The organism is Collinsella sp. CLA-ER-H10, from assembly GCF_040092475.1.
In the GTDB taxonomy this organism is placed as follows: domain Bacteria; phylum Actinomycetota; class Coriobacteriia; order Coriobacteriales; family Coriobacteriaceae; genus Collinsella.
The window spans coordinates 24,705-50,485 of sequence record NZ_JBBNLM010000003.1; the positions used below are offsets into that span (position 1 = coordinate 24,705).

The following is a 25,781-nucleotide window of genomic DNA, read 5'->3' on the forward strand; positions in this document are numbered from 1 at the left end:
TTAACTTACCAACGATAGTGAGAGAACGCGCGGTTGGCCTCGGCCATCTTGAAGACGTCCTCACGCTTCTTGACGGAAGCGCCCAGGCCGTTGGAAGCGTCGAGGATCTCGTTAGCGAGACGCTCGGCCATGGTCTTCTCCTTGCGAGCGCGGGAGAAGTTGACGATCCAGCGGATACCCAGAGCGGTGGAACGACGGGAGTTGACCTCCATCGGGACCTGATAGGTAGCGCCACCGACACGCTTGGGCTTAACCTCGAGCGTGGGCTTGACGTTGTCCATAGCCTTCTTGAAGGTAGCGAGAGCGTCGCCACCCTCGGACTTCTCGGCAACGATCTCGAAAGCGGTGTAAACGATGCGCTCAGCGGTGGCCTTCTTGCCGTCAAGAAGGACCTTGTTGATGAGCTGAGTCACCAGGCGGTTGTTGTAAACGGCGTCAGGCTGAACCTCACGACGATTAGCTGCTGCACGACGCGGCATGTGAAATCTCCTTAAGTGTCTACCGTGCGGCGCTTAGGCGGCACACGGCGAAAGTATCAAAACGTTATCTGGCTTATTTGGCCTTGGGGCGCTTAGCACCGTACTTGGAACGGGCCTGCATACGGTTCTGGACCGGAGCAGCGTCGTAGGCGCCACGGATGACGTGATAACGGACACCAGGGAGGTCACGGACACGACCGCCGCGGACGAGCACGATGGAGTGCTCCTGCAGGTTGTGGCCCTCACCCGGGATGTAAGCAGTAACTTCGATGCCGTTGACAAGGCGAACACGGGCAACCTTACGAAGAGCCGAGTTCGGCTTCTTGGGGCTCGTGGTGAAGACGCGGGTGCACACGCCGCGCTTCTGGGAGTTGTGCTGCAGAGCAGCGTTCTTGGACTTCTTGGGCACGGAACGACGGCCCTGGCGAACCAGCTGGTTAATAGTAGGCAAAGCGTACTCCTTCTCGAATGATTCCAGCTTTCTGTAAAGTGCAACGGCTTGAATCGAGGGGTCAGCATCCCCCTACGAAACACGCAGTTCGATAGGATACGTGGCGTTAGCTGTGCCGTCAACAGACCACGCCGCCGGGCGTATCCCAAAATAGGCACATTTCCGCAAAGCCTACACAAAAGGAATCCCCTTCTGTGCGCGGGGGCGGATTCCCGGTCCGGGCGGCCCGCTGTTTAAGTTTGCTGCTCTACAGTCCTGCGCAAGACGGAAAGCACATTAAGTGCTTTCCTTTGCGTGCGGAACTCGCGACAAACTTAAACAGCGGGCCGCCCGGACCGGGAATCCGACGTGCTCGTCGGGGCAACGTTCCCTACCAAAAAGGGACAGGTTTATTTTGGTCGGTTTTATCTGGGGAAACGTCGCGCTCCAGCGGTGATCCGACCTCACTAACACTGTAGATTGACGGTGTTTTCGGAAGTATGCGGCAAATTATGAACTTACCGAGCACACAGGGATTTTGCGATAACAAACCCGCAGGTAGAACGCTTGAGCATATACGGTGTGGTCGACCCATCAAGATTTTGCCGCATACTTCAGAAATACAGGCGAATATCGTGCGGTCTAACCGCCCATTTACCGCAAAGAAGGCCGCTTCCCCTAGTAGGAAGCGGCCCCAAATCTTACGAATAGACGATGGTAAAGGGTTCCGACGTTTCGGCGCCCCCTGTTGAAGTGCAGCGTGTGCCTTCGAGCGTTACTGAAACCACTTGGTCGACATCAATCAACTTCGTTGGCACCCAAATGTTCTCTCCGCTATTGCGTGCCATCGAAACATAGAAATTGTACGCCCCTGCGTCGTCATCTTCGATAATCTGCTCCGATCCATCCTTGTAGCTGACGGTCAGTTTATGATCAACTGCTTCATAGCCCAGATCATCGATGTGCGTCTGGATGGAAAACGGGCTGATCTCGAGAGGCGAGTCATCGGAGCGGAGTTCCTTTGTATCGACGTACGCTCCAACGCTAAACTCGGGCGTCGATGCTTCGAACAGCTTCGCGTCCTCGCCTTCGCCCTCAGTCCAGCAGATATTCCAGGTGACCGCATGTCGTAAATCTCGATCGCGATTCCAAGATGCAAAGTACATCGTGCCGTTAATGACCGTGTCGCTTGATGTGTCTTTATCAGTGGTGCAGCGTGTGTCAGCCCATTCCTCGCCGAAGTTCATGCTGGGCGTGCCGATGCCTTGTTCTTCTTCACCATAGAGAACAAGTTCGCCTGTCTCTGCTGCCGGCTTGTAGTAGTTAACGCCATTTGGATTCGACAACGTAAACGTCACGGCTCCGCAGCCGTTTTGGTCGATAGCCATCTCATGGATATCGAGCGTATAGCCATTACCCTCGACGGACAGATTAACCTCCTGGACTGCGCCTTCTAGGCTTTGGGGCGCGATGCCATCACCAAACTCTCTGGTGTAGGTATATTTAGTCCCCGATGAGCCGCCGTTTGTCCAGGTAATGGAATCCCCGTTGCCGTGGTTTCCCCAGGCTGAGGCAAAATAGCTGGAATTGATAACGGCGTAGGCGACCCCTCCGGTCGCCAACACTCCGACAAGACACCCGATAACCGCAACATAGAGGGGCTTAGCATGACCCCTTTTGCGAAGCGGCTCGCCTTCAGCTGCATTAAGAACGCGATCGGCAAGATCGCTATCGGCTTGGATGGACTCGAAGGCCTGCTTGATTTGATTGGATTTCACGGTCGCCCTCCTCTAGGATGAACTTGAGCTTCGACCTGCCGCGAGCCAAACGCGTTCGAACGGTCGCGGCTGGTACATGCAACAACTCGGCAATCTCTGAGGTCGAAAAGCCCAGATAGTAATAGAGCACGATGGGAACGCGGAATCGCTCCGGAAGTCGCATAACGTCTGACAGGACCGCCTTGGTCTCATCCTGCGCCGCCGAAAGCGAATCGGCCAGGTTCTCAATATCCTCCACGCGCCTCCATGGCTTTCGAAAGAGCGATTTGCATTCATTGATCGTGACCCGGATAAGCCAGCGGCGAAGATGCTCCCAACTCTCAAAGTTTCCATCGCTTTTAAGCAACTTAAGAAAGACATCTTGGGCAACATCGTCAGCGTCGGCACGATCGCGCAGGTACGTCAATGCGATCCGAAACACGACATCCCGGTGATCTTCGACCGCCTGTCTAAATGCTTGTTCTTCCATAATCACCTCCCGGTGACGTTAATGATTCTTGATGAGGCCCTCACCATAGATACGCTCTGGCCGGACGAAATGTTTCAAATTCAAGCAGGAAAAACCTACCAAAATAAACCTGTCCCCTTTTGGCAGGTTTTCCTCAACAAAAAAGACCCGCTTCCCTGTTGGGAAACGGGTCTTTGGAAGGGCGGTTAACGTACTAGGAAATTACTCCTCGTCGTTGTCCTTGGCCTCTTCGGCGTCGTCGGTGTCCACGAGCTGGTTAAGCAGCTCGTCGAGAGAAGCCATGTCCTCGTTGATCGCGCCGTTGGCGGGAGCCTTCTTGTCGTCGATCGGGGCGCCCAGGAGCTCCTCGTCGGCGTCGGCGTGATGCGTCGGAGCGGAGGTGCCCAGCAGGATATCGTCCGGACCGTCGGGGCTAAAGACCATCTGCAGCAGCTGCGAGAGGTCTTCCTCGTCGGCAACGTCGTCGTTGTTCTCGAGGATGTAGAGCAGGTCGTGGGCCTCCAGACCGTCACGGAGCTCCTCGATTGCCTTGGCACCGATGCCATCGATGCGCAGCAGATCCTCCTCGGACTTGCCAACCAGGTCGCCGACCGTCTCGATGCCGACCTCGCTGAACTTGTTGGTCCAGCGCTGCGACACGCCCAGGTCGTCGAACAGGTACAGGCGAGCCTTCTCGGCGGAGATGGTGTGGCCGTTGCGGGTGAACGAACCGTCAGCACCACCGAACTCGTCGTAGCCGGCCCAGTCGAGCTGCTGCGGGAGCTGCTCGTCCAGGTCCTTGAGCTCAACCGGAGCCCACTCGGGCAGCGACTTGGCGTTGGGCGAAGCCGGGCCGTCGATGTCGACATAGCCGTCGGCCGTGCGATACGTCAGCTTGGCGTTGGCGTACGGCTTGAGGCCGGTACCAGCCGGGATCTTCTTACCGACGATGACGTTGGACTTAAGGTCGAGCAGGTGATCGACCTTGCCCTCAATGGCAGCCTCGGTAAGGACGCCAGCGGTACGGATGAACGAAGCGCTCGACAGCCAGGAGTCGATGTTGGACGCGACCTTGAGCGTACCCAGGATGACGGGCTCGGCCACAGGAGCCTGACCGCCCAGACGGGCAACGCGCTCGACCTCGTCGGCGAACTCGTAGCGATCGACGTACTGACCAAGCAGGTACTTGGAGTCGCCGGGGTTGGTGATCTGAACGCGACGCAGCATCTGACGTGCGAGTACCTCGATGTGCTTGTCGTTCAGGTCGACGCCCTGGCTGGTGTAGACGTCCTTAACGCTCTCGACGAAGGTGTGCATCGTCGACTCGATGTCGGTCAGCTTACGCAGGTTGCGGAAGTTGACGAAGCCCTTGGTGATCTGGTCGCCGGCGCGAACCTCACAGCCGTCCTCGATCTCGGGCATAAAGCGCACCGAAGCGGGGACGCGACGCTCGTCGAGGACACGGGTGTGGTCCTCGGAGTCGGTGAGCGTCAGCACGTACTCGGACTTCTCGGGCTTAATCGAGAGGTGACCGGAGTACGGAGCCAGCTCGGCCTCGCGACCCAGGATCTTCTCGTTGACGTTGCCGACGATATCGAACATACGGCTGACCGTAGGCAGACCCTGCGTAATATCGTCGACGCCAGCGACGCCGCCGGAGTGAATGGTACGCATCGTAAGCTGCGTACCGGGCTCGCCGATGGACTGGGCGGCAATAATGCCGACCGCGGTACCGATGGCGACCGGACGACGGGTGGAAAGATCCCAGCCATAGCACTTCTGGCACACGCCGTACTTGGAGCGGCAGGTGAGCAGCGCGCGGAGCTTGACCTTCTTGAGGCCCGCATCGACCATCTTCTGGATGTCGGCGACCTTCTCGATGTAGCCGTCCTGTTCAAAGAGCACGGTGCCATCGGGAGCCACGACGTCCTCAATGAAGCAACGGCCGACGAGGTCGGTGTTGAGGTCGGTGGTGCCGGGAATGATGAGGTTGTAGGTGACGCCCTCGTGCGTACCACAGTCCTCCTCGCGGACGATGACGTCCTGGGCCACGTCGACCAGACGACGGGTCAGGTAACCAGAGTCCGAGGTGTGGGATGCAGTATCGACCAGGCCCTTACGGGCGCCGTAGGTCGAAATGAAGTACTCGAGCGGCAGCAGGCCCTCGCGGAAGTTCGCCTTAATGGGAAGGTCGATCGTCTCGCCGGACATGTCTGCCATCAGGCCACGCATACCACCGAGCTGACGCAGCTGGGTCTTAGAACCACGGGCGCCGGAGTCGGCCATCATGTAGAGCGGGTTCTCCTCGTCGAACATGTCGAGCATGAGCGCTGCGACCTTGTCGGTACAAGCGGTCCACTCGTTAACGACTTCGATGTGGCGCTCCGTCTCGTTGATGAAGCCCTCCTCGAAGTACTCGTTGATCTGGTCGACGTTGGCCTGGGCGCGATCGAGCAGTTCCTGCTTCTCGGCAGGGATGAGAGCGTCCCATACCGAGATGGTGAGGCCGGCGCGGGTAGCGTAGTGGAAGCCGGAGTACTTGATGGCGTCGAGAATCGGGCCGACCTTGGCCTCGGGGTAACGATCGCAGCAGTCGGCAACCAGCTTGGCCACATCGCCCTTGACCATCTTGTAGTTCATGAACTCGTAGTCTTCGGGCAGGCACTGGCGGTTGAAGATGATGCGGCCGATAGAGGTCTCAAAGCGCGCGGTCTTGTTGCCGGTGACGTCGTAGTCGACAAACTCGTTCTTGCCGTTCTTGACGCGGAAGATACGGGTGCCGTCCTCGTTGATGACGTTGGCGTTCTCGGCGGACACGCGGACCTGGATCTTGGCCTGCATGTCGACCTCGGAGCGGCAGTCATAGGCGTGCAGCGCGTCGTCGAAGCTGGCGAACACGTGGTTCTCGCCGGGCAGGCCGTCGCGGACCTGGGTGAGGTAGTACACACCGATGATCATGTCCTGCGAGGGGATGTTGACCGGCTTGCCGGATGCCGGCGAGCGCAGGTTGTTCGCAGAGAGCATGAGCACGCGAGCCTCGGCCTGAGCCTGGCTGGACAGCGGCACGTGGACAGACATCTGGTCGCCGTCGAAGTCGGCGTTGAAGGGCGAGCAGACCAGCGGATGCAGGTGGATAGCCTTGCCCTCGACCAGCACCGGCTCAAAGGCCTGGATGGACAGACGGTGCAGGGTCGGTGCACGGTTGAGCAGCACGACGCGGCCGTCGATGACCTCTTCGAGGATATCCCACACAAAGGTGGCACCGCGGTCGATAGCGCGCTTGGCGCCCTTGATGTTCTCGACCTTGCCAAGCTCGACCAGGCGCTTCATGACGAAGGGCTTGAAGAGCTCCAGCGCCATGGTCTTGGGCAGACCGCACTGGTGCAGCAGCAGCTTGGGGTCGGTAACGATGACCGAACGGCCGGAGTAGTCGACACGCTTGCCCAGCAGGTTCTGACGGAAACGACCCTGCTTGCCCTTGAGGGCCTCGGCGAGCGACTTGAGCGGGCGACCGCCACGGCCAGAGACCGGGCGACCACGACGGCCGTTGTCGAACAGGGCGTCCACGGACTCCTGGAGCATGCGCTTCTCGTTGTTCACGATGATCGCGGGGGCGTCCAGGTCGAGCAGGCGCTTGAGTCGGTTGTTACGGTTGATCACGCGACGATACAGGTCGTTGAGGTCGGATGCGGCGAAGCGGCCGCCGTCGAGCTGAACCATCGGGCGCAGATCGGGCGGAATGACCGGGATGACGTCCAGGATCATGTTCGCGGGGCTGTTGCCGCCCTTCAGGAAGGCGTCAACGACTTCGAGGCGCTTGACGGCCTTCTCGCGCTTCTGCTTCTGGGAGTCCTCGTCGGCGATGATGGCCTTGAGCTTCTCGGCCTCGGAGGGGAGGTCGATGGCAGCGAGCAGGTCGCGGACGGCCTCGGCACCCATACCACCCTTGAAGTACATGGAGTAGTAACGGGTCATCTCGCGGAACAGCGGCTCATCGGAGATGAGGTCGCGCTCGGTGAGCTTCATGAAGGCGTTGAAGGCGTCCGTGCGGAGCTGCTTCTCGTCCTTGCACTCTTCCTCGATGTCGACGATGCCAGAGGCGATCTCCTCGGGGGTCAGCGGCTCCTCGTCGGAGAACTCGTCAAAGTTCTCGGGGTTGCCCTGCTCCTTGAGGGACTCGATCTGGCGGGCGCACTCGGCATCGATCTCTTCCAGATCGGCGGCGAGCTCCTCGCGCAGGTCGTCAGCGTCGGCCTCGCGAGCCTCGTAGTCGACCTCGGTGATGATGTAGCTGGCAAAGTACAGAACCTTCTCGAGGTCCTTGGACTTGATGTCGAGCATACGGCTCATCGGGAAGCTCGTGGGGCTCTTGAAGTACCAGATGTGGGACACGGGAGCGGCGAGCTCGATGTGACCCATGCGGTCGCGACGCACCTTGGCCGAGGTGACCTCGACGCCGCAGCGCTCGCAGACGATGCCCTTAAAGCGGATGCCCTTGTACTTGCCGCAGGAGCACTCCCAGTCCTTGGCGGGACCGAAGATCTTCTCGCAGAACAGGCCGTCCTTCTCGGGCTTGAGGGTACGGTAATTAATGGTCTCCGGCTTCTTGACCTCACCGTGCGACCAGGAACGGATCTGGTCGGCGGAGGCAAGGGAGATCTTTACCGAGTCAAAATCAGTAGCTTCGAAATCTGCCACAGTCAACTACTCCTTATCAGTGGTCGTGGCGGCGACAGCCTCGGGTGCCTCGGCGGTCTCGGCATCCTGGGCCTCGACGTCGGCGTCAACGCCGGCGAGCGCAGCCAGGTCGTCGAGAGCAGAGGTCTCCTCGGCGGTCACAGGGGCGGAGGCGTCCTCGTCGGCATCGTGCATGGGCTCGATGTCCAGCGCGAGGGAGCGAATCTCCTTGACGAGAACCTTGAAGGACTCGGGGATACCCGGAACAGGAACGTTCTCGCCCTTGACGATGGACTCGTAGGTCTTGACGCGGCCCACGGTATCGTCGGACTTGACGGTCAGGATCTCCTGCAGGACGTTGGAAGCACCGTAAGCGTACAGTGCCCAAACTTCCATCTCGCCGAAGCGCTGGCCGCCGAACTGAGCCTTGCCGCCCAGAGGCTGCTGGGTAACCAGGCTGTAAGGACCGGTCGAACGTGCGTGAATCTTGTCATCGACCATGTGGCCGAGCTTGAGGATGTAGGACGTGCCCACGGTAATGGGCTCGCGGAACTCCTCGCCGGTGCGGCCGTCGAACAGACGGGTCTTGCCGCGCTCGTCAAGCTGGGTGACAAACTCGGGGCGCATATGATCGCCAAAGGCAGCGGTGGCCTTGTTGAGCATGTTCTTGTTGGCGCGACGGATGACCTCGGCGATCTCGTCCTCCTTGGCGCCGTCGAAGACGGGCGTCGCGGTGAAGAACGGACCGGGGACATACTTGTCGGAGTCGGCATCCTCGGTATCCCAACCGCAGGCAGCAGCCCAGCCAAGGTGGCACTCGAGCAGCTGGCCGACGTTCATACGCGAAGGAACGCCCAGCGGGTTGAGGATAACGTCGATCGGGGTACCGTCAGCCATGTAGGGCATGTCCTCGACCGGCAGAACGTTACAGATAACACCCTTGTTGCCGTGGCGACCGGCGATCTTATCGCCCTGCTGGATCTTACGACGCTGGGCGACGTAGACGCGCACCTGCTCGTTAACGCCGGGGGCCAGATCGTCGCCGTTCTCGCGGCTAAAGCGGACGACGTCGATGACGCGGCCGTAAGCGCCGTGAGGCATCTTAAGGGAAGTGTCGCGAACGTCGTGAGCCTTGGCACCGAAGATGGCGCGCAGCAGGCGCTCCTCGGCGGTCAGAGCGCTCTCGCCCTTAGGCGTGACCTTGCCGACCAGGATGTCACCAGGACCGACCTCGGCGCCGATGCGGATGATGCCGTCCTCGTCGAGGTTGGCAAGCATATCCTCGGAGAGGTTCGGGATCTCGCGAGTGATCTCCTCGGGACCGAGCTTGGTGTCGCGGGCGTCGATCTCGTGACGGGTGATATTGATGGTCGTCAGCAGGTCCTCGGCCACCAGGCGCTCGGACACGACGATACCGTCCTCGTAGTTGAAGCCTTCCCACGGCATGTATGCCACGGTGAGGTTCTGGCCCAGTGCGAGCTCGCCATGATCGGTCGAAGGACCATCGGCCAGAGGCTCGCCCTGCTCAACGGTGTCACCGACACGCACGAGCGGACGGTGGTTGATGCAAGTGGACTGGTTGGAGCGCTGGTACTTGGCCAGGTGATACTCGTCCATGCCACCGGCATGCTTGACGATAATCTTGGAAGCGTCGGCAAAGATGACCTCGCCGGCGTTCTTGGCCAGGGTGACCTCGCCAGAGTCCAGGGCGGCGCGACGCTCCATGCCGGTACCGACATAGGGAGCGGCAGGGTGAACCAGCGGCACGGCCTGACGCTGCATGTTGGCGCCCATCAGCGTACGCTTGGCGTCGTCGTGCTCGAGGAACGGGATCAGCGTGGCTGCGACGGAGAGCATCTGACGCGGCGAGACGTCCATGTAGTCGACGTCCTCGACGGGCACGTCGGCGGGAGCGCCGAAGGAGCCGTCGAAGTCGCGGGTACGGGCGATCACGGTGTGCGGACGGACGATCTTGCCCTCGGCATCGGTCGTGATGAACTCGTTGGTCTTGGGATCGAGCGGCGTGTTGGCCGGCGCGATGACGTGCTTCTCTTCCTCGTCAGCGGTCATCCAGTCGATCTGGTCGGTGGCAACGCCGTTCTCGACGCGACGGAACGGGGCCTCGATGAAGCCGTACTCGTTGACGCGGGCGTAGAGGGCGAGCGAGCCGATCAGGCCGATGTTGGGGCCTTCGGGGGTCTCGATCGGGCACATGCGGCTGTAGTGCGAGTTGTGAACGTCGCGGACGGCCGTCGGCACGTTGGTGCGGCGGCTGGAGCCGGACTTGTGGCCGGCAAGACCGCCAGGGCCGAGTGCGGACAGACGGCGCTTGTGGGTCAGACCGGTCAGGGGGTTCGCCTGGTCCATGAACTGCGAGAGCTGCGAGGAACCGAAGAACTCCTTGATGGAGGCTACGATCGGGCGGATGTTGATGAGCGACTGCGGGGTGATCTCGTCGATGTCCTGGGAGCTCATGCGCTCACGGACAACGCGCTCCATACGGCTCATGCCGATACGGAACTGGTTGGCGACGAGCTCGCCGACGGTGCGGATGCGGCGGTTGCCAAAGTGGTCGATGTCGTCGACCTTGAAGCCCTGCTCGCCGGCGGCGAGGGACAGCAGGTAGCGCAGCGTAGCGACGATATCCTCGTCGGTGAGCACCGTGACCTCTTCCTCGGTGGTGAGGTTGAGCTTCTTGTTGACCTTGTAACGACCGACGCGGGCCAGATCGTAGCGCTGCGGGTTAAAGAGCAGGCCCTCGAGCAGGCTGCGGGAAGCGTCCACGGTGGGAGGCTCGCCCGGGCGCAGGCGACGGTAGATCTCGATAAGGGCGTCCTCGCGAGTGAGAGCGGTGTCGCGCTCCAGGGTGCGCTTAATCACATCGGAGTTGCCGAGCAGCTCGATGATGTCGTCGTTGGTGACGGCGATGCCAAGGGCGCGCAGGAACATCGTGGCGCTCTGCTTACGCTTACGGTCGATGGAGACCATGAGCTGGTCGCGCTTGTCGACCTCAAACTCAAGCCAGGCACCGCGGGACGGGATGATCTGGGCCTTGTAGATCTGCTTGCCCGAATCCATCTCGGAGCTGTAGTACACACCCGGGGAACGGACGAGCTGCGAGACGACGATACGCTCGGTACCGTTGATGATGAAGGTGCCCTGATCGGTCATCATGGGGAAGTCGCCCATAAAGACGAGCTGCTCCTTGATCTCGCCGGTCTCCTTGTTGGTGAGACGGACGTCGGTCAGGAGCGGGGCCTGATAGGTCATGTCCTTCTCGCGGCACTCCTCGACGGTGTGCGCAGGGTCGCCGAACTGATGCTCGCCGAAGGTAACCTCGAGAACATGGTTCTGGCTCTGGATGGGGCTGGATTCCTTGAACGCCTCACGAAGGCCCTCGTCCTTAAAACGCTCAAAGGATTCCCTTTGAACAGAGATAAGGTTGGGGAGCTCCATGGCCTCCGGGATTTTCCCGAAGCTGACGCGCTTGCGCTCAGTGGCAGTGTATGCGTAGGTCACCAGGTTTTTCCTCCTTCACGGAAATGCTCGGTGGGTTGGCGAGGCATAGCTTCGCCAGTTATCGCAACCTAATAGTTTATCAGGTACCGACCGTTGGGCAAGAAAAGCCTTGACGCGATTGAGTTTTTGGAGTAGCAAAGTTTTTCGACAGAAAACACGCAGGTAGATGTATATGTATCGAACATCTGTTCATATATTTTCTGTGAACAGAGAGCCGGCAATCGCAGCTCTTATAAAAAACGGGCGCGAACCGAGGTCCGCGCCCGTAAATGTCGATGCCCGAAGGCTTACTTGCGCATCAATCCGCCGCGCTCGTCGATGGCGTCCCAGAAGGCGCTGGCAAAGCGAGGATCGCTTGCGGCCATGAGGGCGTTGGTGGCCATCCAGCCAGACGGGGTGCCGGTGTCGTAGCCCGACAGCGGGTCGATAACGACAGCGTACATAGCCTCGCGATCGAGCGAGCGGGCCATGGCGTCGGTGAGCTGAATCTCGCCGCCCTTGCCGGCCTGCTGATCAGCGAGCAGGTCCATGACCAGCGGGCTCAGCAGATAACGGCCGACAATGTACAGGTTGGACGGAGCCGCCTCGGGAGCGGGCTTCTCGACCAGACCGCCGATACGCCAGACAGCGCCCGGCTCTGCATCGGCAACGTCCTCGGCGCCCTCGAGCGAACCGACGCGCTCACCGGCGATAACGCCGTAGCGGCTGACTTCCTCGGGCGAGCAAGCAGCGACGGCGATAACCGAAGCGCCACCGTGCTCCTTGGAAACGGCGAGCATCTTGTCGCAGATGTCGCGGTTAGGCACAACGTAGTCGCCCAGAAGAACCAGGAAGTTCTCCCCTGCCACGGCGTCGGCAGCAGAGCGGATAGCATGGCCGAGGCCCTTGGGCTCGTACTGATAGCGGAAGTCGACCGGCATACCGCCAGCGTGGGCGACGGCATCGGCATAGGCGTTCTTGCCGCGCTCGCGCAGCAGGTTCTCGAGCGAGCGATCGGGCTGGAAGTAGTTCAGCAGCTCGGGCTTGCCGGGAGAAGTAACGATGATGGCGTCGTCGACTTCCTCGGGGTCGAGCGCCTCCTCGACGACGTACTGAATGACGGGCTTGTCGAGCACCGGCAGCATCTCTTTGGGCGTGCACTTGGTGCCAGGCAGAAAACGCGTGCCAAGACCGGCGGCGGGGATGATTGCCTTCATGTTATTCAAAGATCCTTTCGCAGGCGCAAAAGCGCCCCATGCGTGCGGCACACAGCCGCAGACCAAATTGCGATACCCAAGCATCTTACCGCTGGAACTATATGTCGCTACAAGGCAGAGACAATTCTTCAGCAGGTCAACGCAAATTATTGCTCGAATGGTGCAATTTTATTGCCCAACGGCAGGGCGCCCGATACGACGCAAATCACAGAACATGGCAGTTTGAGCTACCGATGTCGAGGGACCGAAAAACAAAAAAGACGGGGCTCGCAATGCGAACCCCGTCTGCAAAGAAATCTGGCGAGAAAGCCTGATTACTTGAGGGTGACAGCAGCGCCAGCAGCCTCGAGCTTCTCCTTGGCAGCCTCGGCGTCCTCCTTCTTGGCACCCTCGAGAACAGCCTTGGGAGCGCCCTCGACGACCTCCTTGGCCTCCTTCAGGCCAAGGTTGGTGAGCTCACGGACGGCCTTGATGACCTGGATCTTGTTGTCGCCGAAGCCCTCGAGCACGACGTCAAACTCGGTCTTCTCCTCGGCCTCAGCGGCGCCAGCAGCGGGAGCGGCGACAACAGCGGCAGGAGCAGCGGCGGAAACGCCGAAGGTGTCCTCGATAGCCTTGACGAGCTCGGAAGCCTCGAGAAGGGTCATTTCCTTAAGAGCATCGATGATCTCATCGGTGGTAAGCTTAGCCATTTCTAAGTCCTTTCGGTTTCCGTGTCTGTGCACGGAGATCAGTTAAAACACGGCGTGAATGCGCCAGGGGTGCGGCGTTGCCGCCGCGGGTGAAAACAGCAACTAGGCTGCCTTCTGCTCGGAGACCTGCTGAATCGAACGAGCGAGACCAGAGGAAACGCCGTTGACGCAGACAGCGATGTCGCGAGCGAAACCGGAGATGAGACCGGCGATCTGGCCGAGAAGCTGATCCTTGGTGGGCAGCTCGGCGATAGCCTTAACATCATCAGCGGAAACGGCCTTGCCGTCGGAGATACCGCCCTTGATCTCAAGGACGCCCTTGGACTTAGCGGAGAAGTCCTTAAGGGCCTTAGCGGCCTCGACCGGCTCGGACTCGTAGAACACATAAGCGACGGGGCCGGCGAGGATCTCGTCGATCTCGGGCTGCTCCTGGTTCTTGAGGGCGATCTTGACCAGGTTGTTCTTGTAGACCTTCATCTCGGCGCCGCACTCGCGAAGCTGATGACGCAGCTCCTGAGCCTGCTTAACCGTCAGACCGTTGTAGTTGACGACGAACAGACCGGCGTTCTCGGCGATACGGGACTCGATCTCTGCAACCTTGTCGATTTTGTACTGCTGGGGCATGAATTACACCTCCTCGAATTCTTTCCGGGCACGGTCCGCCACAAGGACGTGACGGGGGCATGTCCAAAAAGAAAGCCCCCGCGCTGCATGAGCGACGGGGGCGAGAAGACATATCTACTCGACCACCTCGGCTGGCGGGATATCCCATTAAGCTCGCGGGCGATGCCCGTTTGCGCCGGCTGTCTCTGGCAGCGGATTCGTGCGTGAACCGAAAGTATTATGGCGGGGACCCCGGCGTCGGTCAACGGAAAACCGGGCTGCACACAATTCCACCATCCGGCCGCACCGCCGAAGGCCGGGCGCAAGGTTTTCGCTCGGTCAGGTCCTGGGCTCGCTCGGAAAGCACATTAAGTGCTTTCCGGCTCGTGCGGAATCTACGAAAACCTTGCGCCTGGCCTTTGGCGGCGCGGCCTACGTCAACTTTGGGGCAGCCCGGTTTTTCATTGGCTGACGCCCCCACTCGTAATGCTTGGGTCGGTGGGCTGATGTGTTGCGTCCCTGATGGCTATAGGGTTGAGACGAAGGTGGATAGGCGGTGGAGACCTTCGTCCAGGTCTTTGTCGGAGACGCAGTAGCTTAGGCGGATGTGGCCTTCGGTGCCGAAACAGTCGCCCGGGACTAGGGCTACGTTTGCTTCTTTGATGGCTTTGATACAGAAGTCTTCGCTGGTTAGGCCGAACTTTTTGATGCTCGGGAAAGCGTAGAAGGCGCCCGCCGGTTCCACTACGTCGAGGCCCATGGCGCTTAAGGCTGCGAGCACGCGTTCGCGGCGGGCTCGGTAGACATTGAGCATGGGGGTTGGGTCGACGGTCAGGGCTCGCGTTGCGGCGTCCATCTCGAAGGAGACGGCGCTCGATACTAGGTATTGGTGGGCTTTTGCGATCTCGGCGATGACGGGGGTTACGGCTGCGAGCCAACCCAGGCGCCAGCCGGTCATAGCCCAGGGCTTGGAGAAGCTCTCGATGACCACCGTCTGCTCGCGTAGCTCCGGGTGGCGCTGGGCAAAGCGCTCGTAGCCATCCACATAGACCAGGCGGTTATATACGTCGTCGCAGACCACGTAGATGCCCGCCTGCTCCGCCACGCGTGCCACGGCGTCGAGCGACGCCGCATCGAGGATGCAGCCCGTGGGATTGTTAGGCGAGCAGATGACGATGGCCTTAGTCGCCGGCGTCATGCAGGCACGAAGCGCCTCCTCATCGATCTGGAATTGCGCAGGCTCCGTATCCAAAAAGACCGCTTTGGCGTGGTTGGCCACGACGATGCTCTCGTACAGGCCAAAGGCCGGCGTGGGGATGATGACCTCGTCGCCGGGGTTGAGCATAGCCATGAATGCTGCCGACAGGGCCTCGGTCGCGCCGTCGGTCAGGATGACCTCGTCGGCCGAAAACGCCAGGCCCGCGTCCCCCATATAGGCAGACAGCGCCTCGCGCAGGGCGGGGCGACCGTTGTTGGGCGGATAGTGCGTGTCGCCGCGGCCCAGCGCGGCCGTCACCTCGGCGCTAATCGCATCGGGCGTGGGAAAATCGGGCTCGCCGAGCGCGAGTGCAATGCATCCTGGGTGCTGGGCAGCGAGCGCGTTGATCCGACGGATGCCGGAGGGCTTGAGCGTGGCAAGCGAGGTATTCATGGGCAGGCGCATGGCGTTCCTTTCGTAAGGGTTGCATTAGGATAGCGCGGCGAGACACCGCCAGACGGTGTAACCTAAACGGAAACCAACCGGAAAGGAGGCGGCATGGAGACGACCTCACGCGGCGATGTACCAAAAACGTTGCGAACCATTGCGTATATCAGCATTCCCGATAGCGCCGATCTTGAGTTTTTGCTCTGGGACCTGCAAGATGCCATCGCCGCCTATGCACAGCTTTCCGGCACCGCGCTCCCCCGCCCGGTTGATTTGGAGGCGGATGATGCCGGCAGCGTTGCCGATGGCATCGTGCTGGCCATTGAAGATGTGGCTGACGATGAGACGTTGACAGCTATCGAGCAGGCGCTTGAGCGCTTTGGCGGTACGGGAACGCGCGTCTATGCCGCGATTCGAGCCGCACAAGAGGGCGCTAAGCAGGCGCGCGGGACCGCCGTTCGTCTGCACAAGGCATGTGAGCGCCATGACCAATTGTGGTGTGGCGGCGTTGTCGTCTGTGCCGGCAGCGGTATTGCGGCGCTTCGCCACTCCCCGCGTATGGGCCTCTTGCGCCGGCCATTTTCCGAAGCGATGGACAAGCTCGTAGGCGCCGTTCGCATGGGCTGCTCCGTCGAGCATGCGCAGCGACTTGGCGGCGGCAATGCCGTCAACGTCGACGGCATGGTTTGCGCCGAGCCAGCCGTGCCCGCGCCAATCTGGCGAGGCGTTCTGAAACGTCTGGGCGCCCATGCTCAATCAAATATCTAAATTAGAGAGCGGCCCAGTCAACGGCTTCGTGCCAGCACTCAACAAGGCGCTCCAGACGCCAAGCCGCGTTAGCGGGACTAGTTGACGGCAATACGACAGCGGACAGACCCGTCCGCTCCTGTAGATAGCGCTTATAGAGGCGCCCCGCCGTACCTCCGTTGCATATCACCTGCTCAATGGGAGCTGCACCGGTAATGCGCTCGATATGTGCCGGCACAACGTTGCGAATGCTCGCGTCACTCGAGCCCTTAATGTCGCAGCTCTCAATCACATCCCACAGGGCTACGCCGCCGTTAAGCAGCATGGATCGCTTGGCAGCAATCGAGGCGTCGAGCGTCGCGGGCTCGCTGTCCGCCAAAAGGTCGCCCTCGTTGGGTGGCACAGGCACACCGAGGCACGCGGCCATCACACGCCAAAAGCGATTCTGAGGGTTGCCGTAATAAAAGGCATTGGCGCGCGAAAGCACCGAAGGAAACGACCCGAGCACCAAAACGCGCGAGTGCTGGTCGAACACGGGCTCAAACCCATGTTCAATATGTTGATAGCCCTCGTCAGACGCTGCCATGGCCTAGGCCCTCAACAGATAGCGCACCTCGTAGGGCGCAAGCTCAAGAGAGCCCGCCAGCTCGACCGTGGGCGCATCGTCGGCAAGCAGGTCGACAAAGGAGCCGTCGAGCTCGCCGGCGCCAAAGGTGTAAGGCTCGCCCACGGCGCTCACCGCCACGAGCACCGTCGCATCGTCGCAGGCGCGCTCGAACAGCAGCTGCTTGTTCTGGATCACCACGTTGCGATAGGCACCGTAGTTGAGAGCACGGGCCGCCGCGTCGTCGGCCGAGCGCAGGTGAGCGAGCTGCTTGATGAAGGCCGTCAGCTCGTTGGGCGCAGGCTCATCGAGCGCAGGTCGCAGCGCCCAGTCGCCATCGGGGCCGCCCTTTTCGCCGGCAATTCCCCACTCGCTGCCATAGTAGACGCATGGGATGCCCGGCATGCCAAAGAGCATGCCATAAGCGGGGCGCAGACAGGACTTGTCGGTGAGGATGCTCGCCAGGCGCGGCACATCGTGGTTGTCGGCAAACGACAGCAGGTGTTTGCCGCGGTAGATGCACCACGGGTCGCCGCCAAACTGACGGTGCAGCGAATGCGCGATCTCGAACATGTTGACCGAGTTAAAGCTAGAGTACAGGCCCTTGTAGCACTCGTAGTTGGTGCAGGAGTCGAGCATCTCGTCGTTGACGATCTGGCTGTAGTCGCCGTGGAGCGTCTCGCCGATCAGCACGAAGTCAGGCTTGATCTCACGGGTAAAAGTATGCAGACGGCGCATGAAGTCGCGGTCGAGCATATAGGCAACGTCCAGGCGCAGACCGTCGACGCCAAAGACGTCGGCCCAACGGCGCACGGACTCAAGCAGGTAATCGACCACGGCGGGATTTTGCAAGTTGAGCTTCACAAGCTCAAAATGGCCTTCCCAGCCCTCGTACCAAAAGCCGTCGCCATAGCAGGAGTCACCGTCAAAGCTAATGTGGAACCAATCCTTGTAGGGCGAGTCCCACTTACGCTCCTGCACATCGCGGAAGGCCCAAAAGCCACGACCCACATGGTTAAAGACGGCATCGAGCACCACGCGGATGCCGTGGGCATGCAGCGTCTCGCACACGGCGGCAAAATCGGCATCCCCGCCCAGGCGACGGTCGAGATGGCGCAGGCTACGCGTATCGTAGCCATGGCTATCAGACTCGAGCGGTGGGTTGATGAGCACGGCGCCAACGCCGAGTTCCTGCAGGTAGTCGGCCCATTGGGCGATTTTCATGATGGGGGCATCGGGGTTGGGCGCAGCGTTGGCAACCTGGACGAGCTCGTCCTCGGCAACGGGTGCGGCGTTCTCGCGCGGAGCTCCACAAAAGCCCAGCGGATAGATCTGATAGAACGTCGTCTCGTATGCCCACATAGCAACCTCCCGGTAAGCTCAACACAACGACATCCATTGTATGCCCAGCTCGTATCCTCTCCCCCAAAATAAGTTGCGGTGAAATAGTTCCTGCTTGGGCCTTCAGAGGCCTTAAACAGGAACTATTCCACCGCAACTGATGAGGGGACGTGATTAGGCGACGGGCTTGGCGCGGCGGATGGCCGGGAACAGCACGGTGATGGCGAGGATGACGCCCAGGACGGTAATCGCCCCGCCCACGAAGCCAATCCAGGAGATACCGGGGCCCGAAACCACGGCACCACCGATTGCGGTGCCCGTGCCGATACCCAGATTGAACAGGCCCGAGAAGATCGACATGGCGACGGCCGACGAATCCGCCGGCGTATACTTGATGAGCTCGGCCTGGAACGCCACATTGAAGGCCGTGGCGCAGCAGCCCCACAGCGCGCAGACGGCAAGCACCAACACGAGCGCCGAGGCTGCGGGGGCCATAAGCAGCAGGGCCGCCGGCACGCCGGAGAGCGTAATAGCCAAGAACGGGAAGCGATGCCCATCGAACAGGCGGCCAAACAGCCAGCTTCCGAGCAGACCAGAGCAGCCAAACGCCGTCAGCGTCATGGTGATGGCGCCCGCGTCGACGTGTGCGACCTGCGCCAGGAAAGGCTCAATGTAGCTGTAGCTTGCGTAATAGCCGGTCGCCATAAAAACCGTGACCGCGTAGAGCGCGACCAGGAACGGATTCTTGAGCAGCTCGGGCAGCTGTTTGACGGTAAAGCGCTCGCCCGCCGGCATGGCCGGGAACACCGCGGCCTGGTAGACGACCGCGATGGCTGAGAGGGCCCCGACCACGGCAAACGTCATGCGCCAGCCCACGGCCAGCCCGATGGCGCGGCCGATCGGCAGGCCAAAGATCTGCGCGATGGACGAGCCCGTGGCGATCATGCTGATGGCGAGCGCTCCGTGGCGACTGTCGACCAGGCGCGAGGCCATAATCGAGGCGACCGACCAGAACACGGCATGCGCGCAGGCGACCACCAGACGTGCGCAAACCAAAATAGGATAGGTGGGAGCCACGGCGGACAGGAACTGGCCCAGCGAGAACACGGCGAGCACGCCGAGCAGCATCCGCTTGAACTCAAAGCGCGAGGCAAACACCATAAGCGGCAGCGACAGCAGCATGACGCCCCAGGCGTAGACCGAGATCATGATGCCTGCTTGGGCCTCCGTGAGCGAGAACGATGCGGCAATATCAGTCAGAAGACCGATGGGCATGAACTCCGACGTGTTGAATACGAACGCGCAACAGGCGAGCCCAATAAGCGGGAGCCACTGCTTGAGTGAGATGCCATCTTGTCTTGCCTGAGTCATGTAGGAAACCTCTCCGATTGTCTTGGGCGGTGGGCGATTATATAGCAACGGCCCCGCATCCGTCAGTACAGATGCGGGGCCGCAATCAACTCAATACACAGAGGTTGCGCCGTCAATAAATAACTAAGCCAAACCCAGCAATATGCCCGCCGAATGCACGACAAACGCCACGATCCAGGCGACCGTCACCTGAAACGCGAACACAGCAACGGCATAGCGCGTGCCCAGCTCGCTCTTGACGGCGCCGATGGACGCCACGCAGGGCGGGTACAGCAGCGTAAAGACCAGGAACACGTAAGCGGTAAACGGCGAAAACATGGTTGACAGCACCGCGGGCGACGTTGCGCCCAAAAGCACCGTGAGCGTCGAGATGACGCTCTCCTTGGCGATGAGTCCCGTGACGAGCGCCGTCGAGGCGCGCCAGTCGCCAAAACCGAGCGGGGTCAACACCGGCGCGATGATGCTACCCAGACCGGCAAGCAGACTCTGCGACTGATCGGCGACCACATTAAAGCGGATATCGAACGTCTGAAGGAACCAGATGACCACGGTAGCGGCAAAGATAATGGTAAAGGCCTTGGTAATAAAGTCCTTGGCCTTATCCCATGCCAGCATCACCGTCGTCTTGACGCTCGGCAGGCGGTAGTTGGGAAGCTCCATGATAAACGGCACCGGGTCGCCCTTAAATGCCGTACGGTTGAGCACCAAAGCCGCAATGCAACCAACCGCAATACCAATCAGATAGAGCGAGACCATGGCGGGAACCGTCGCCTGTGGGAAAAACGCCCCGCACAGCAGACCATAGACCGGCAACTTGGCCGAGCAGCTCATGAACGGCGTGAGCATGACCGTCATCTTGCGGTCATGCTCGGATGGGAGCGTACGGGTCGACATGATAGCCGGCACGGTACAGCCAAAACCGACGAGCATAGGCACGAAGCTGCGGCCCGACAGGCCAAAGCGACGCAGCACCTTATCCATGACAAAGGCCACGCGTGCCATGTATCCGGAGTCTTCCAGAATGGAGAGGAACAAGAAGAGCACGACGATAATCGGAAGGAAGGTCAGCACGCTGCCCACGCCCGTAAGCACGCCGTCGACAGCCAGCGAGCGCACCACGTCGTTGGTTCCGAACGCCTTGAGGCCCGCATCGGCCGAGGCGATGATGACAGCGATGCCGTCCTCCATGAGCCCCTGCAACGCCGCGCCGATCACGCCAAACGTCAGCCAAAAGACGAGGCCCATGATCACCAGGAACGCCGGAATGGCCGTGTAGCGGCCCGTCAGGATGCGGTCGATCTTGACGGAGCGCACGTGCTCGCGGCTCTCGTGCGGTTTGACGACGCAGCGCCCACACACGTCGCCGATAAAGCTAAAGCGCATATCGGCCAGCGCGGACAGGCGGTCGGTGCCGGCCTCGCCCTCCATCTGAGTAATGATGTGCTCGATAGCGTCGAGCTCGTTGCGATCCAGGTGAAGCGCCTCGGTCACCAGCTCGTCGCCCTCAACCAGCTTGGTCGCCGCAAAACGCACGGGAATGTGCGCCGTCGCGGCATGGTCCTCGATAAGGTTGGCGATGCCGTGGATGCAGCGATGCAGCGCACCGCCGTCTGGACCATCGGGTGCGCAAAAGTCCAGGCGACCGGGACGCTCGCGGAACCGCGCCACGTGCAAGGCATGATCCACCAGCTCGCCGATACCCTCGTTGCGGGCAGCGCTAATGGGGACAACGGGCACGCCCAGCAGGCTCTCGAGCAGGTTGACGTCCACGGCGCCGCCGTTGGCCGTCACCTCGTCCATCATGTTGAGCGCGATGACCATGGGGCGGTCGAGCTCCATAAGCTGCAGCGTCAGGTACAGGTTGCGCTCGATGTTGGTGGCGTCAATGATGTCGATGATGGCGTCCGGGCGCTCGTCGAGGATGAACTGACGGCTCACGACTTCTTCGCCTGTGTACGGCGACAGGGAGTAAATGCCGGGCAGGTCGGTAACGCTCGCCTCGGGGTGGTTGCGAATGGTGCCGTCCTTGCGGTCGACCGTCACGCCGGGAAAGTTACCGACGTGCTGGTTGGAGCCCGTAAGCTGGTTGAACAGCGTGGTCTTGCCGCAGTTTTGGTTACCGGCAAGGGCAAAATGCAGCGGCGCGCCCTCGGGCACGGCCGTTTTTGCCGCACGGGGTGAATACGTCCCCTCGCCCAGGGCCGGGTGGTCCGTCGTGCCGATTGCGGCGTTAACGCGCGGGCCGGTATCGGTGTCGTGCACATCCACGAGCTCAATGCGTGCGGCATCGTCCTTGCGCAGCGTCAACTCGTAGCCACGTAGGCGGATCTCGAGCGGGTCACCCATGGGGGCGTACTTCATCATGGTGACTTCGGTGCCCGGCGTTAGACCCATGTCCAAAATATGCTGTCGGAGTGCCTGATCGTCCGATGCCACCGATGCGACAACGGCGTCCTTTCCAATCTCGAGTGTATCGAGCTTCACGTCCGTGCTCCTCCCCCGACGCCCACAGGGCGTTGCATTTAGTTTACCTTGGCTAACCGTTTGCCACGGCTAACCAATTGTAACCATGCATGATAGCGCGAACGCACAACGACGTTCAATCGACAGATTGCTGCAAGGACCGTCCCCAAGTGCCGGCACAAAAGGAACGTCCCCAAGTGCCGCATCTGGGCCATGGCAACGCCGATGTTTTGGCGCGAACAGACACTATGACCCAATCCGAGGGCACTAAAAAGATAGGAGCCCCCGCTCGTGGCCGCGGGTCGGGGCTGCGACAATGATGTTGAAGTGCCATAGGCGCAGCCGCGCCGCAACGAGGTTGGGAGGCTCCCATGCCAAAGTATTCTACCGCGTTCGGGATGGACGTCCACCTGAGGTCGACCACCGTCTGCGCCCTCGACGCGGACACCGGCGAGGCCGTGACGAGGAGGTTCCCCGGCAACCCCTGGGGCGAGATCGCCGGGTGGATGGATGGGTTCCCCGGGCCGTCGCTCGCGGCCTACGAGAGCGGCTACCTCGGCTTCGCCCCGCAAAGGGAGCTCGCCGGGCTCGGCGTCGAGTGCGTCGTCGCCGCGGTCTCGAAGATCCCCAGGTCGGCCGCCGACTCGGCCTCCAAGAACGACAGGAACGACGCCGCCAGGATGGCCAAGGCGATACTCGCCCACGACATCTCCCCCGTATGGGTCCCCTCCCCCGAGGTCGAAGGCATCAGGGACCTCGCCGGCGCCTACGACGGGGCGACCGCGCGCCTGGCGACCGCCAAGCAGCGGCTGCTCGCCTTCCTCGCAAAGCGGGGGTTCGTCTACGGCGGCACCACGCCCGCCGGCAACCCGAGGAAGTACTGGACCTACGACTTCCTGAGGTGGCTCGACAAGGTCAGGCCGGAGGACGATGGCGGGGTTCGGACGCTCGCCGCCCTGAGGAACGAGGTCGAGGCCGCGGCGGAGGCCCGGGCGGACCTGCTCTCCGAGTACAGGGCCGCCGTGGATGCCAGCCCGATCGCCGCGGAGGTGGCCGCCCTCCAGTCGATCAAGGGCTGCGCCTTCGCGCTGGCCGCAGCCTTCTCGGCCGAGGTCGGCGACTTCACGAGGTTCCGTTCCGGAAGGCAGGTCACGGCCTATTTCGGCCTCGCGCCGAGTCAGAGGTCGAGTGGCGACTCCGTGCGGCTCGGAGGCATCAGCGGTGCGGGCAACGCGCTCGTGAGGAAGCTGGCCGTTGAGGGTTCATGGTGCTACGCCGCGGCACGGCACCAGCCGAAGCTCATGCCAAGGGACACGGGCGTGCCCCTCGAGATAAGGATGCACGGGAGGAAGGGGTCCGAGCGGCTCCTGCGGCGGCGCGAGGAGATGCTCGCCCGCGGCATGCCCGCGGCGAAGGCCAACGCGGCCACCGCGGCCGAGCTCGTGAGGTGGCTCTGGGCCCTCGGCATGATGTGCCGGGAGGGCGCGGAATAGACATAGCCCCCGTCCCGGCGAGCCGGGCGGCCTTCGGGGATACCCCCTATTTCGCTGTGCGCGCGGAGCCCTCCGCATGCGCCTCGACAGACTTGGGGAACCCCGCCGAAGGAGAGGATTGCGGGCCGCCGGAGCGGTATCCGCGGATATGAGACTGAGCCGAAGGCGTCGATGACATGCCGGGGGCGGACCGGGACGGGTTAACGGCAGGCCCCGCCGACCGATTGCAAGCGGTCGGCGGGGCCATTGTGGCTCTTGACAGCGGATTGGGTCATATGAGCGAAAGCCCGCCAGGGCGAGCAAGGTGCCCTGAAACGAGGCGGCATTGACCTTCTGGTCATGCCGCCGAAGTTGAAAGGCAGATTGCCGCCCTGGCGGGCTTGCAGCGTCAAGTGGTTACGGCGTTTGGTAAAACGCCGTAACTAAAACCCGTGGCGCTCCAGGAAGCGGAAGGCTAGGCGGATCCAGGGACGGACCGCCACCTGCTTGTCCTCGTTGTCGACCGCGGTGTTGGCGTTGCCGAGCGAAAGGCCGTGACCACCCTGGTCGAAGACGTGCATCTCGCATGCAACGCCCTCCTCGGCCATGCGCTGCGCAAACGGGTAGACCTGCGCGATCGGCGCCGTCTTGTCGTCGGACACGCCCCACACAAAGGTCGGCGGCATCTGACGCGAAACATGCGTGGTGGGGCAGATATCGGCCAAATGCTCGTCAGTTGCCTCGCCACCCGTCACCATCGACAGGTAGTCGTTGAGCAAATCGCGCCCCGTCTTGCCGCCCGTCTTGGGCACGCGCAAGTCAATGCGCGGATCGCGCGTCTGCATGTCGCGCACATAGGCAAAGTCGAGCAGCGGATAGCCCAGCACCACGGCATCGGGACGAATGTCGTCCGGACGTGCCCCGGCAAGTGCCGCGAAGGGGCCGGTCTTCCACTGCGTTGCCAGCGAGGCACAGATCATGCCGCCCGCCGAGAATCCCACGACGCACACGCGCTTAGGATCGACATGCCACTCGTCGGCGTTGGCGCGCACCGTGGCGACCATCTTGGCAAGATCTGCCTGGGGGTGCGGAAAGCTCACGTCACCCGTAGAGCTCGTGACATAGTTGAGCACAAAGGCCTGGTAACCGTGATCCAAAAATGCAAACGCCACCGGGTCCTGCTCGTGCGGAGCGATATGTGTAAACCCGCCTCCGCCGCAGATGATCACCGCGGGGCGGCGGCCATTCGGTTTATCGGGCAGCGGCTCGGCACCCAAATACGTAAACGTCGCCGGATAATCCTCGGTCGGCTCCTCGCCCCACAGCGCATGGTTCTCGACAATCATATGTGCTCCCTTCGCGCAAATTATGCGCCCTTGTTTTTCGCCTTCAAGCGTACCCCACTTGAACCCGTGGCGCAGAAACACTCCGGCAATAAGTTTCCCTTCAACTGATATATCACATAATCCCAGTTCAGAGGTATCGTTGAGCAGCGTAGAATAGGGGGCGTTGACCAAGCCGCGAAACACATATGAAACGTTTCCGGCAAACCAAACGCGCGATATGCGCCTATTTAAGTTGGAGGCAACTATGGGTCTGCTCGATTCGCTTAAGTCCACCTTCACCTCGACCGGCGAGGCGTCCGTTCCGCCCGCAGCAAGCTTCGCCACCCGCGAAGGCGTCATCTATGCCCCCGTCAACGGCGTGCTCGTCAACCTGAACGAGGTTCCCGACGAGACGATCGCCTCGGGCATGCTTGGCCAGGGCTATGGCATCGAGCCCATTACCGGCACCATCTATGCGCCCGCCAACGGCCGCATCGGCGCCACCACCGTCACCAACCACTCCATCGGCATGATTACCGAGGACGGCCTGCGCGTGTTCATCCATGTTGGCCTGGGCACCGTGGAAATGAACGGCAAGGGTTTTGCCCGCTTTGTCGAGATGGGCGATGTGGTCAAGGCAGGCCAGCCGCTCATCAGCTTCGACCGCGAGGCCATTAAGGCCGCTGGTCACGAGGACATCGTGACCGTCATCGTCTCCGAGCTCGATCGTCTTAAGAGCATCGACCATGTCGGCGAGTCTGGAACGCTTATCGGCGGCAACCCGCTCGTCAAGCTTGGCGACCCGCTGCTGGTTGCCAAGACCAAGTAGCCAGGCCCCGCGCCACACAGCCAAAAGGCACCTCGTCAAGCGCCCGCGACCATTTGGCCGCGGGCGCTTTTCGTTTGAAAAACCATCCCGCCAATGCTTTATCTGTATAGCCCAAATGAGCCGAGCTGCTAGAATATCGAACTGTATGGATAACTATCATTC

General features: G+C 61.3%; 19 protein-coding genes. 4 read left to right on the top strand and 15 right to left on the bottom strand.

Annotated elements, in window-relative coordinates; translation table 11 throughout:
* Positions 1-5 precede the first annotated feature (5 nt).
* The 4 genes from rpsG to AAAX36_RS02440 form a co-directional block, all read right to left on the bottom strand.
* Positions 6-479 carry a 30S ribosomal protein S7 gene (gene rpsG, locus AAAX36_RS02425; protein WP_006235013.1) on the bottom strand — a complete coding sequence of 158 codons (474 nt, stop codon included), beginning with the start codon at positions 477-479 and terminating at the stop codon, positions 6-8.
* Between the two features lie 73 nt (positions 480-552).
* A complete protein-coding gene (gene rpsL, locus AAAX36_RS02430; RefSeq protein WP_006235012.1) occupies positions 553-930 on the bottom strand; it encodes a 30S ribosomal protein S12 in 378 nt (125 codons plus the stop codon).
* A gap of 680 nt (positions 931-1,610) precedes the next feature.
* The gene (locus tag AAAX36_RS02435) at positions 1,611-2,687 is read right to left on the bottom strand and encodes a DUF4179 domain-containing protein (RefSeq protein ID WP_349073867.1); all 1,077 of its coding nucleotides are present in this window, start codon (positions 2,685-2,687) and stop codon (positions 1,611-1,613) included.
* The gene (locus AAAX36_RS02440) at positions 2,638-3,156 is read right to left on the bottom strand and encodes an RNA polymerase sigma factor (protein WP_349073868.1); all 519 of its coding nucleotides are present in this window, start codon (positions 3,154-3,156) and stop codon (positions 2,638-2,640) included. The genes AAAX36_RS02435 and AAAX36_RS02440 overlap by 50 nt, the downstream gene beginning before the upstream one ends.
* On the opposite strand from AAAX36_RS02440, the gene AAAX36_RS02445 reads away from it, so the two are divergent.
* Entirely contained in the window at positions 3,049-3,345 is a 297-nt protein-coding gene (locus tag AAAX36_RS02445) for a hypothetical protein (protein ID WP_349073927.1), read from the top strand. The two genes, AAAX36_RS02440 and AAAX36_RS02445, sit on opposite strands and share 108 nt — an antisense overlap.
* 12 nt (positions 3,346-3,357) lie before the next feature.
* On the opposite strand, the gene AAAX36_RS02450 is transcribed toward AAAX36_RS02445, so the two are convergent.
* The 6 genes from AAAX36_RS02450 to AAAX36_RS02475 form a co-directional block, all read right to left on the bottom strand.
* Entirely contained in the window at positions 3,358-7,833 is a 4,476-nt protein-coding gene (locus AAAX36_RS02450) for a DNA-directed RNA polymerase subunit beta' (RefSeq protein WP_329738328.1), read from the bottom strand.
* A gap of 6 nt (positions 7,834-7,839) precedes the next feature.
* The gene (locus tag AAAX36_RS02455; protein WP_329738329.1) at positions 7,840-11,331 is read right to left on the bottom strand and encodes a DNA-directed RNA polymerase subunit beta; all 3,492 of its coding nucleotides are present in this window, start codon (positions 11,329-11,331) and stop codon (positions 7,840-7,842) included.
* A gap of 287 nt (positions 11,332-11,618) precedes the next feature.
* Positions 11,619-12,527, bottom strand: coding sequence for a UTP--glucose-1-phosphate uridylyltransferase (locus AAAX36_RS02460; RefSeq protein WP_117745808.1), 909 nt, complete (start codon positions 12,525-12,527; stop codon positions 11,619-11,621).
* Between the two features lie 314 nt (positions 12,528-12,841).
* Positions 12,842-13,219 (bottom strand): 50S ribosomal protein L7/L12, encoded by a 378-nt coding sequence (gene rplL / locus AAAX36_RS02465; RefSeq protein WP_006235005.1) that lies wholly within the window; start codon positions 13,217-13,219, stop codon positions 12,842-12,844.
* A gap of 102 nt (positions 13,220-13,321) precedes the next feature.
* Complete coding sequence (gene rplJ, locus AAAX36_RS02470) at positions 13,322-13,843, bottom strand: 50S ribosomal protein L10 (RefSeq protein WP_117745807.1); 522 nt, start codon at positions 13,841-13,843, stop codon at positions 13,322-13,324.
* 505 nt (positions 13,844-14,348) lie between these two features.
* A complete protein-coding gene (locus AAAX36_RS02475; protein WP_349073870.1) occupies positions 14,349-15,485 on the bottom strand; it encodes an aminotransferase class I/II-fold pyridoxal phosphate-dependent enzyme in 1,137 nt (378 codons plus the stop codon).
* Between the two features lie 93 nt (positions 15,486-15,578).
* On the opposite strand from AAAX36_RS02475, the gene AAAX36_RS02480 reads away from it, so the two are divergent.
* A complete protein-coding gene (locus AAAX36_RS02480; protein ID WP_349073871.1) occupies positions 15,579-16,235 on the top strand; it encodes a hypothetical protein in 657 nt (218 codons plus the stop codon).
* Between the two features lies 1 nt (position 16,236).
* Here AAAX36_RS02480 and AAAX36_RS02485 read toward each other — a convergent pair whose 3' ends face one another.
* The 4 genes from AAAX36_RS02485 to feoB all read right to left on the bottom strand — a co-directional run bounded on the left by AAAX36_RS02485 (position 16,237) and on the right by feoB (position 22,014).
* Complete coding sequence (locus AAAX36_RS02485; protein ID WP_349073872.1) at positions 16,237-16,800, bottom strand: DNA-deoxyinosine glycosylase; 564 nt, start codon at positions 16,798-16,800, stop codon at positions 16,237-16,239.
* A gap of 3 nt (positions 16,801-16,803) precedes the next feature.
* Positions 16,804-18,180, bottom strand: coding sequence for an alpha-amylase family glycosyl hydrolase (locus AAAX36_RS02490; protein ID WP_349073874.1), 1,377 nt, complete (start codon positions 18,178-18,180; stop codon positions 16,804-16,806).
* A gap of 153 nt (positions 18,181-18,333) precedes the next feature.
* On the bottom strand, positions 18,334-19,530 hold the full coding sequence (locus AAAX36_RS02495) for an MFS transporter (protein WP_349073876.1): 1,197 nt from the start codon (positions 19,528-19,530) through the stop codon (positions 18,334-18,336).
* Positions 19,531-19,653: 123 nt separating this feature from the next.
* Positions 19,654-22,014, bottom strand: coding sequence for a ferrous iron transport protein B (gene feoB / locus AAAX36_RS02500; protein ID WP_138374761.1), 2,361 nt, complete (start codon positions 22,012-22,014; stop codon positions 19,654-19,656).
* Between the two features lie 350 nt (positions 22,015-22,364).
* Here feoB and AAAX36_RS02505 point away from each other — a divergent pair, with 350 nt between their 5' ends.
* Positions 22,365-23,486, top strand: a complete 1,122-nt coding sequence (locus tag AAAX36_RS02505; protein WP_270226979.1) for an IS110 family transposase — start codon at positions 22,365-22,367, stop codon at positions 23,484-23,486.
* A 422-nt stretch (positions 23,487-23,908) separates the two neighbouring features.
* On the opposite strand, the gene AAAX36_RS02510 is transcribed toward AAAX36_RS02505, so the two are convergent.
* Positions 23,909-24,811, bottom strand: a complete 903-nt coding sequence (locus tag AAAX36_RS02510; protein ID WP_138374759.1) for an alpha/beta hydrolase — start codon at positions 24,809-24,811, stop codon at positions 23,909-23,911.
* Positions 24,812-25,055: 244 nt separating this feature from the next.
* Here AAAX36_RS02510 and AAAX36_RS02515 point away from each other — a divergent pair, with 244 nt between their 5' ends.
* On the top strand, positions 25,056-25,619 hold the full coding sequence (locus AAAX36_RS02515; RefSeq protein ID WP_040359007.1) for a PTS glucose transporter subunit IIA: 564 nt from the start codon (positions 25,056-25,058) through the stop codon (positions 25,617-25,619).
* Positions 25,620-25,781 lie beyond the last annotated feature (162 nt).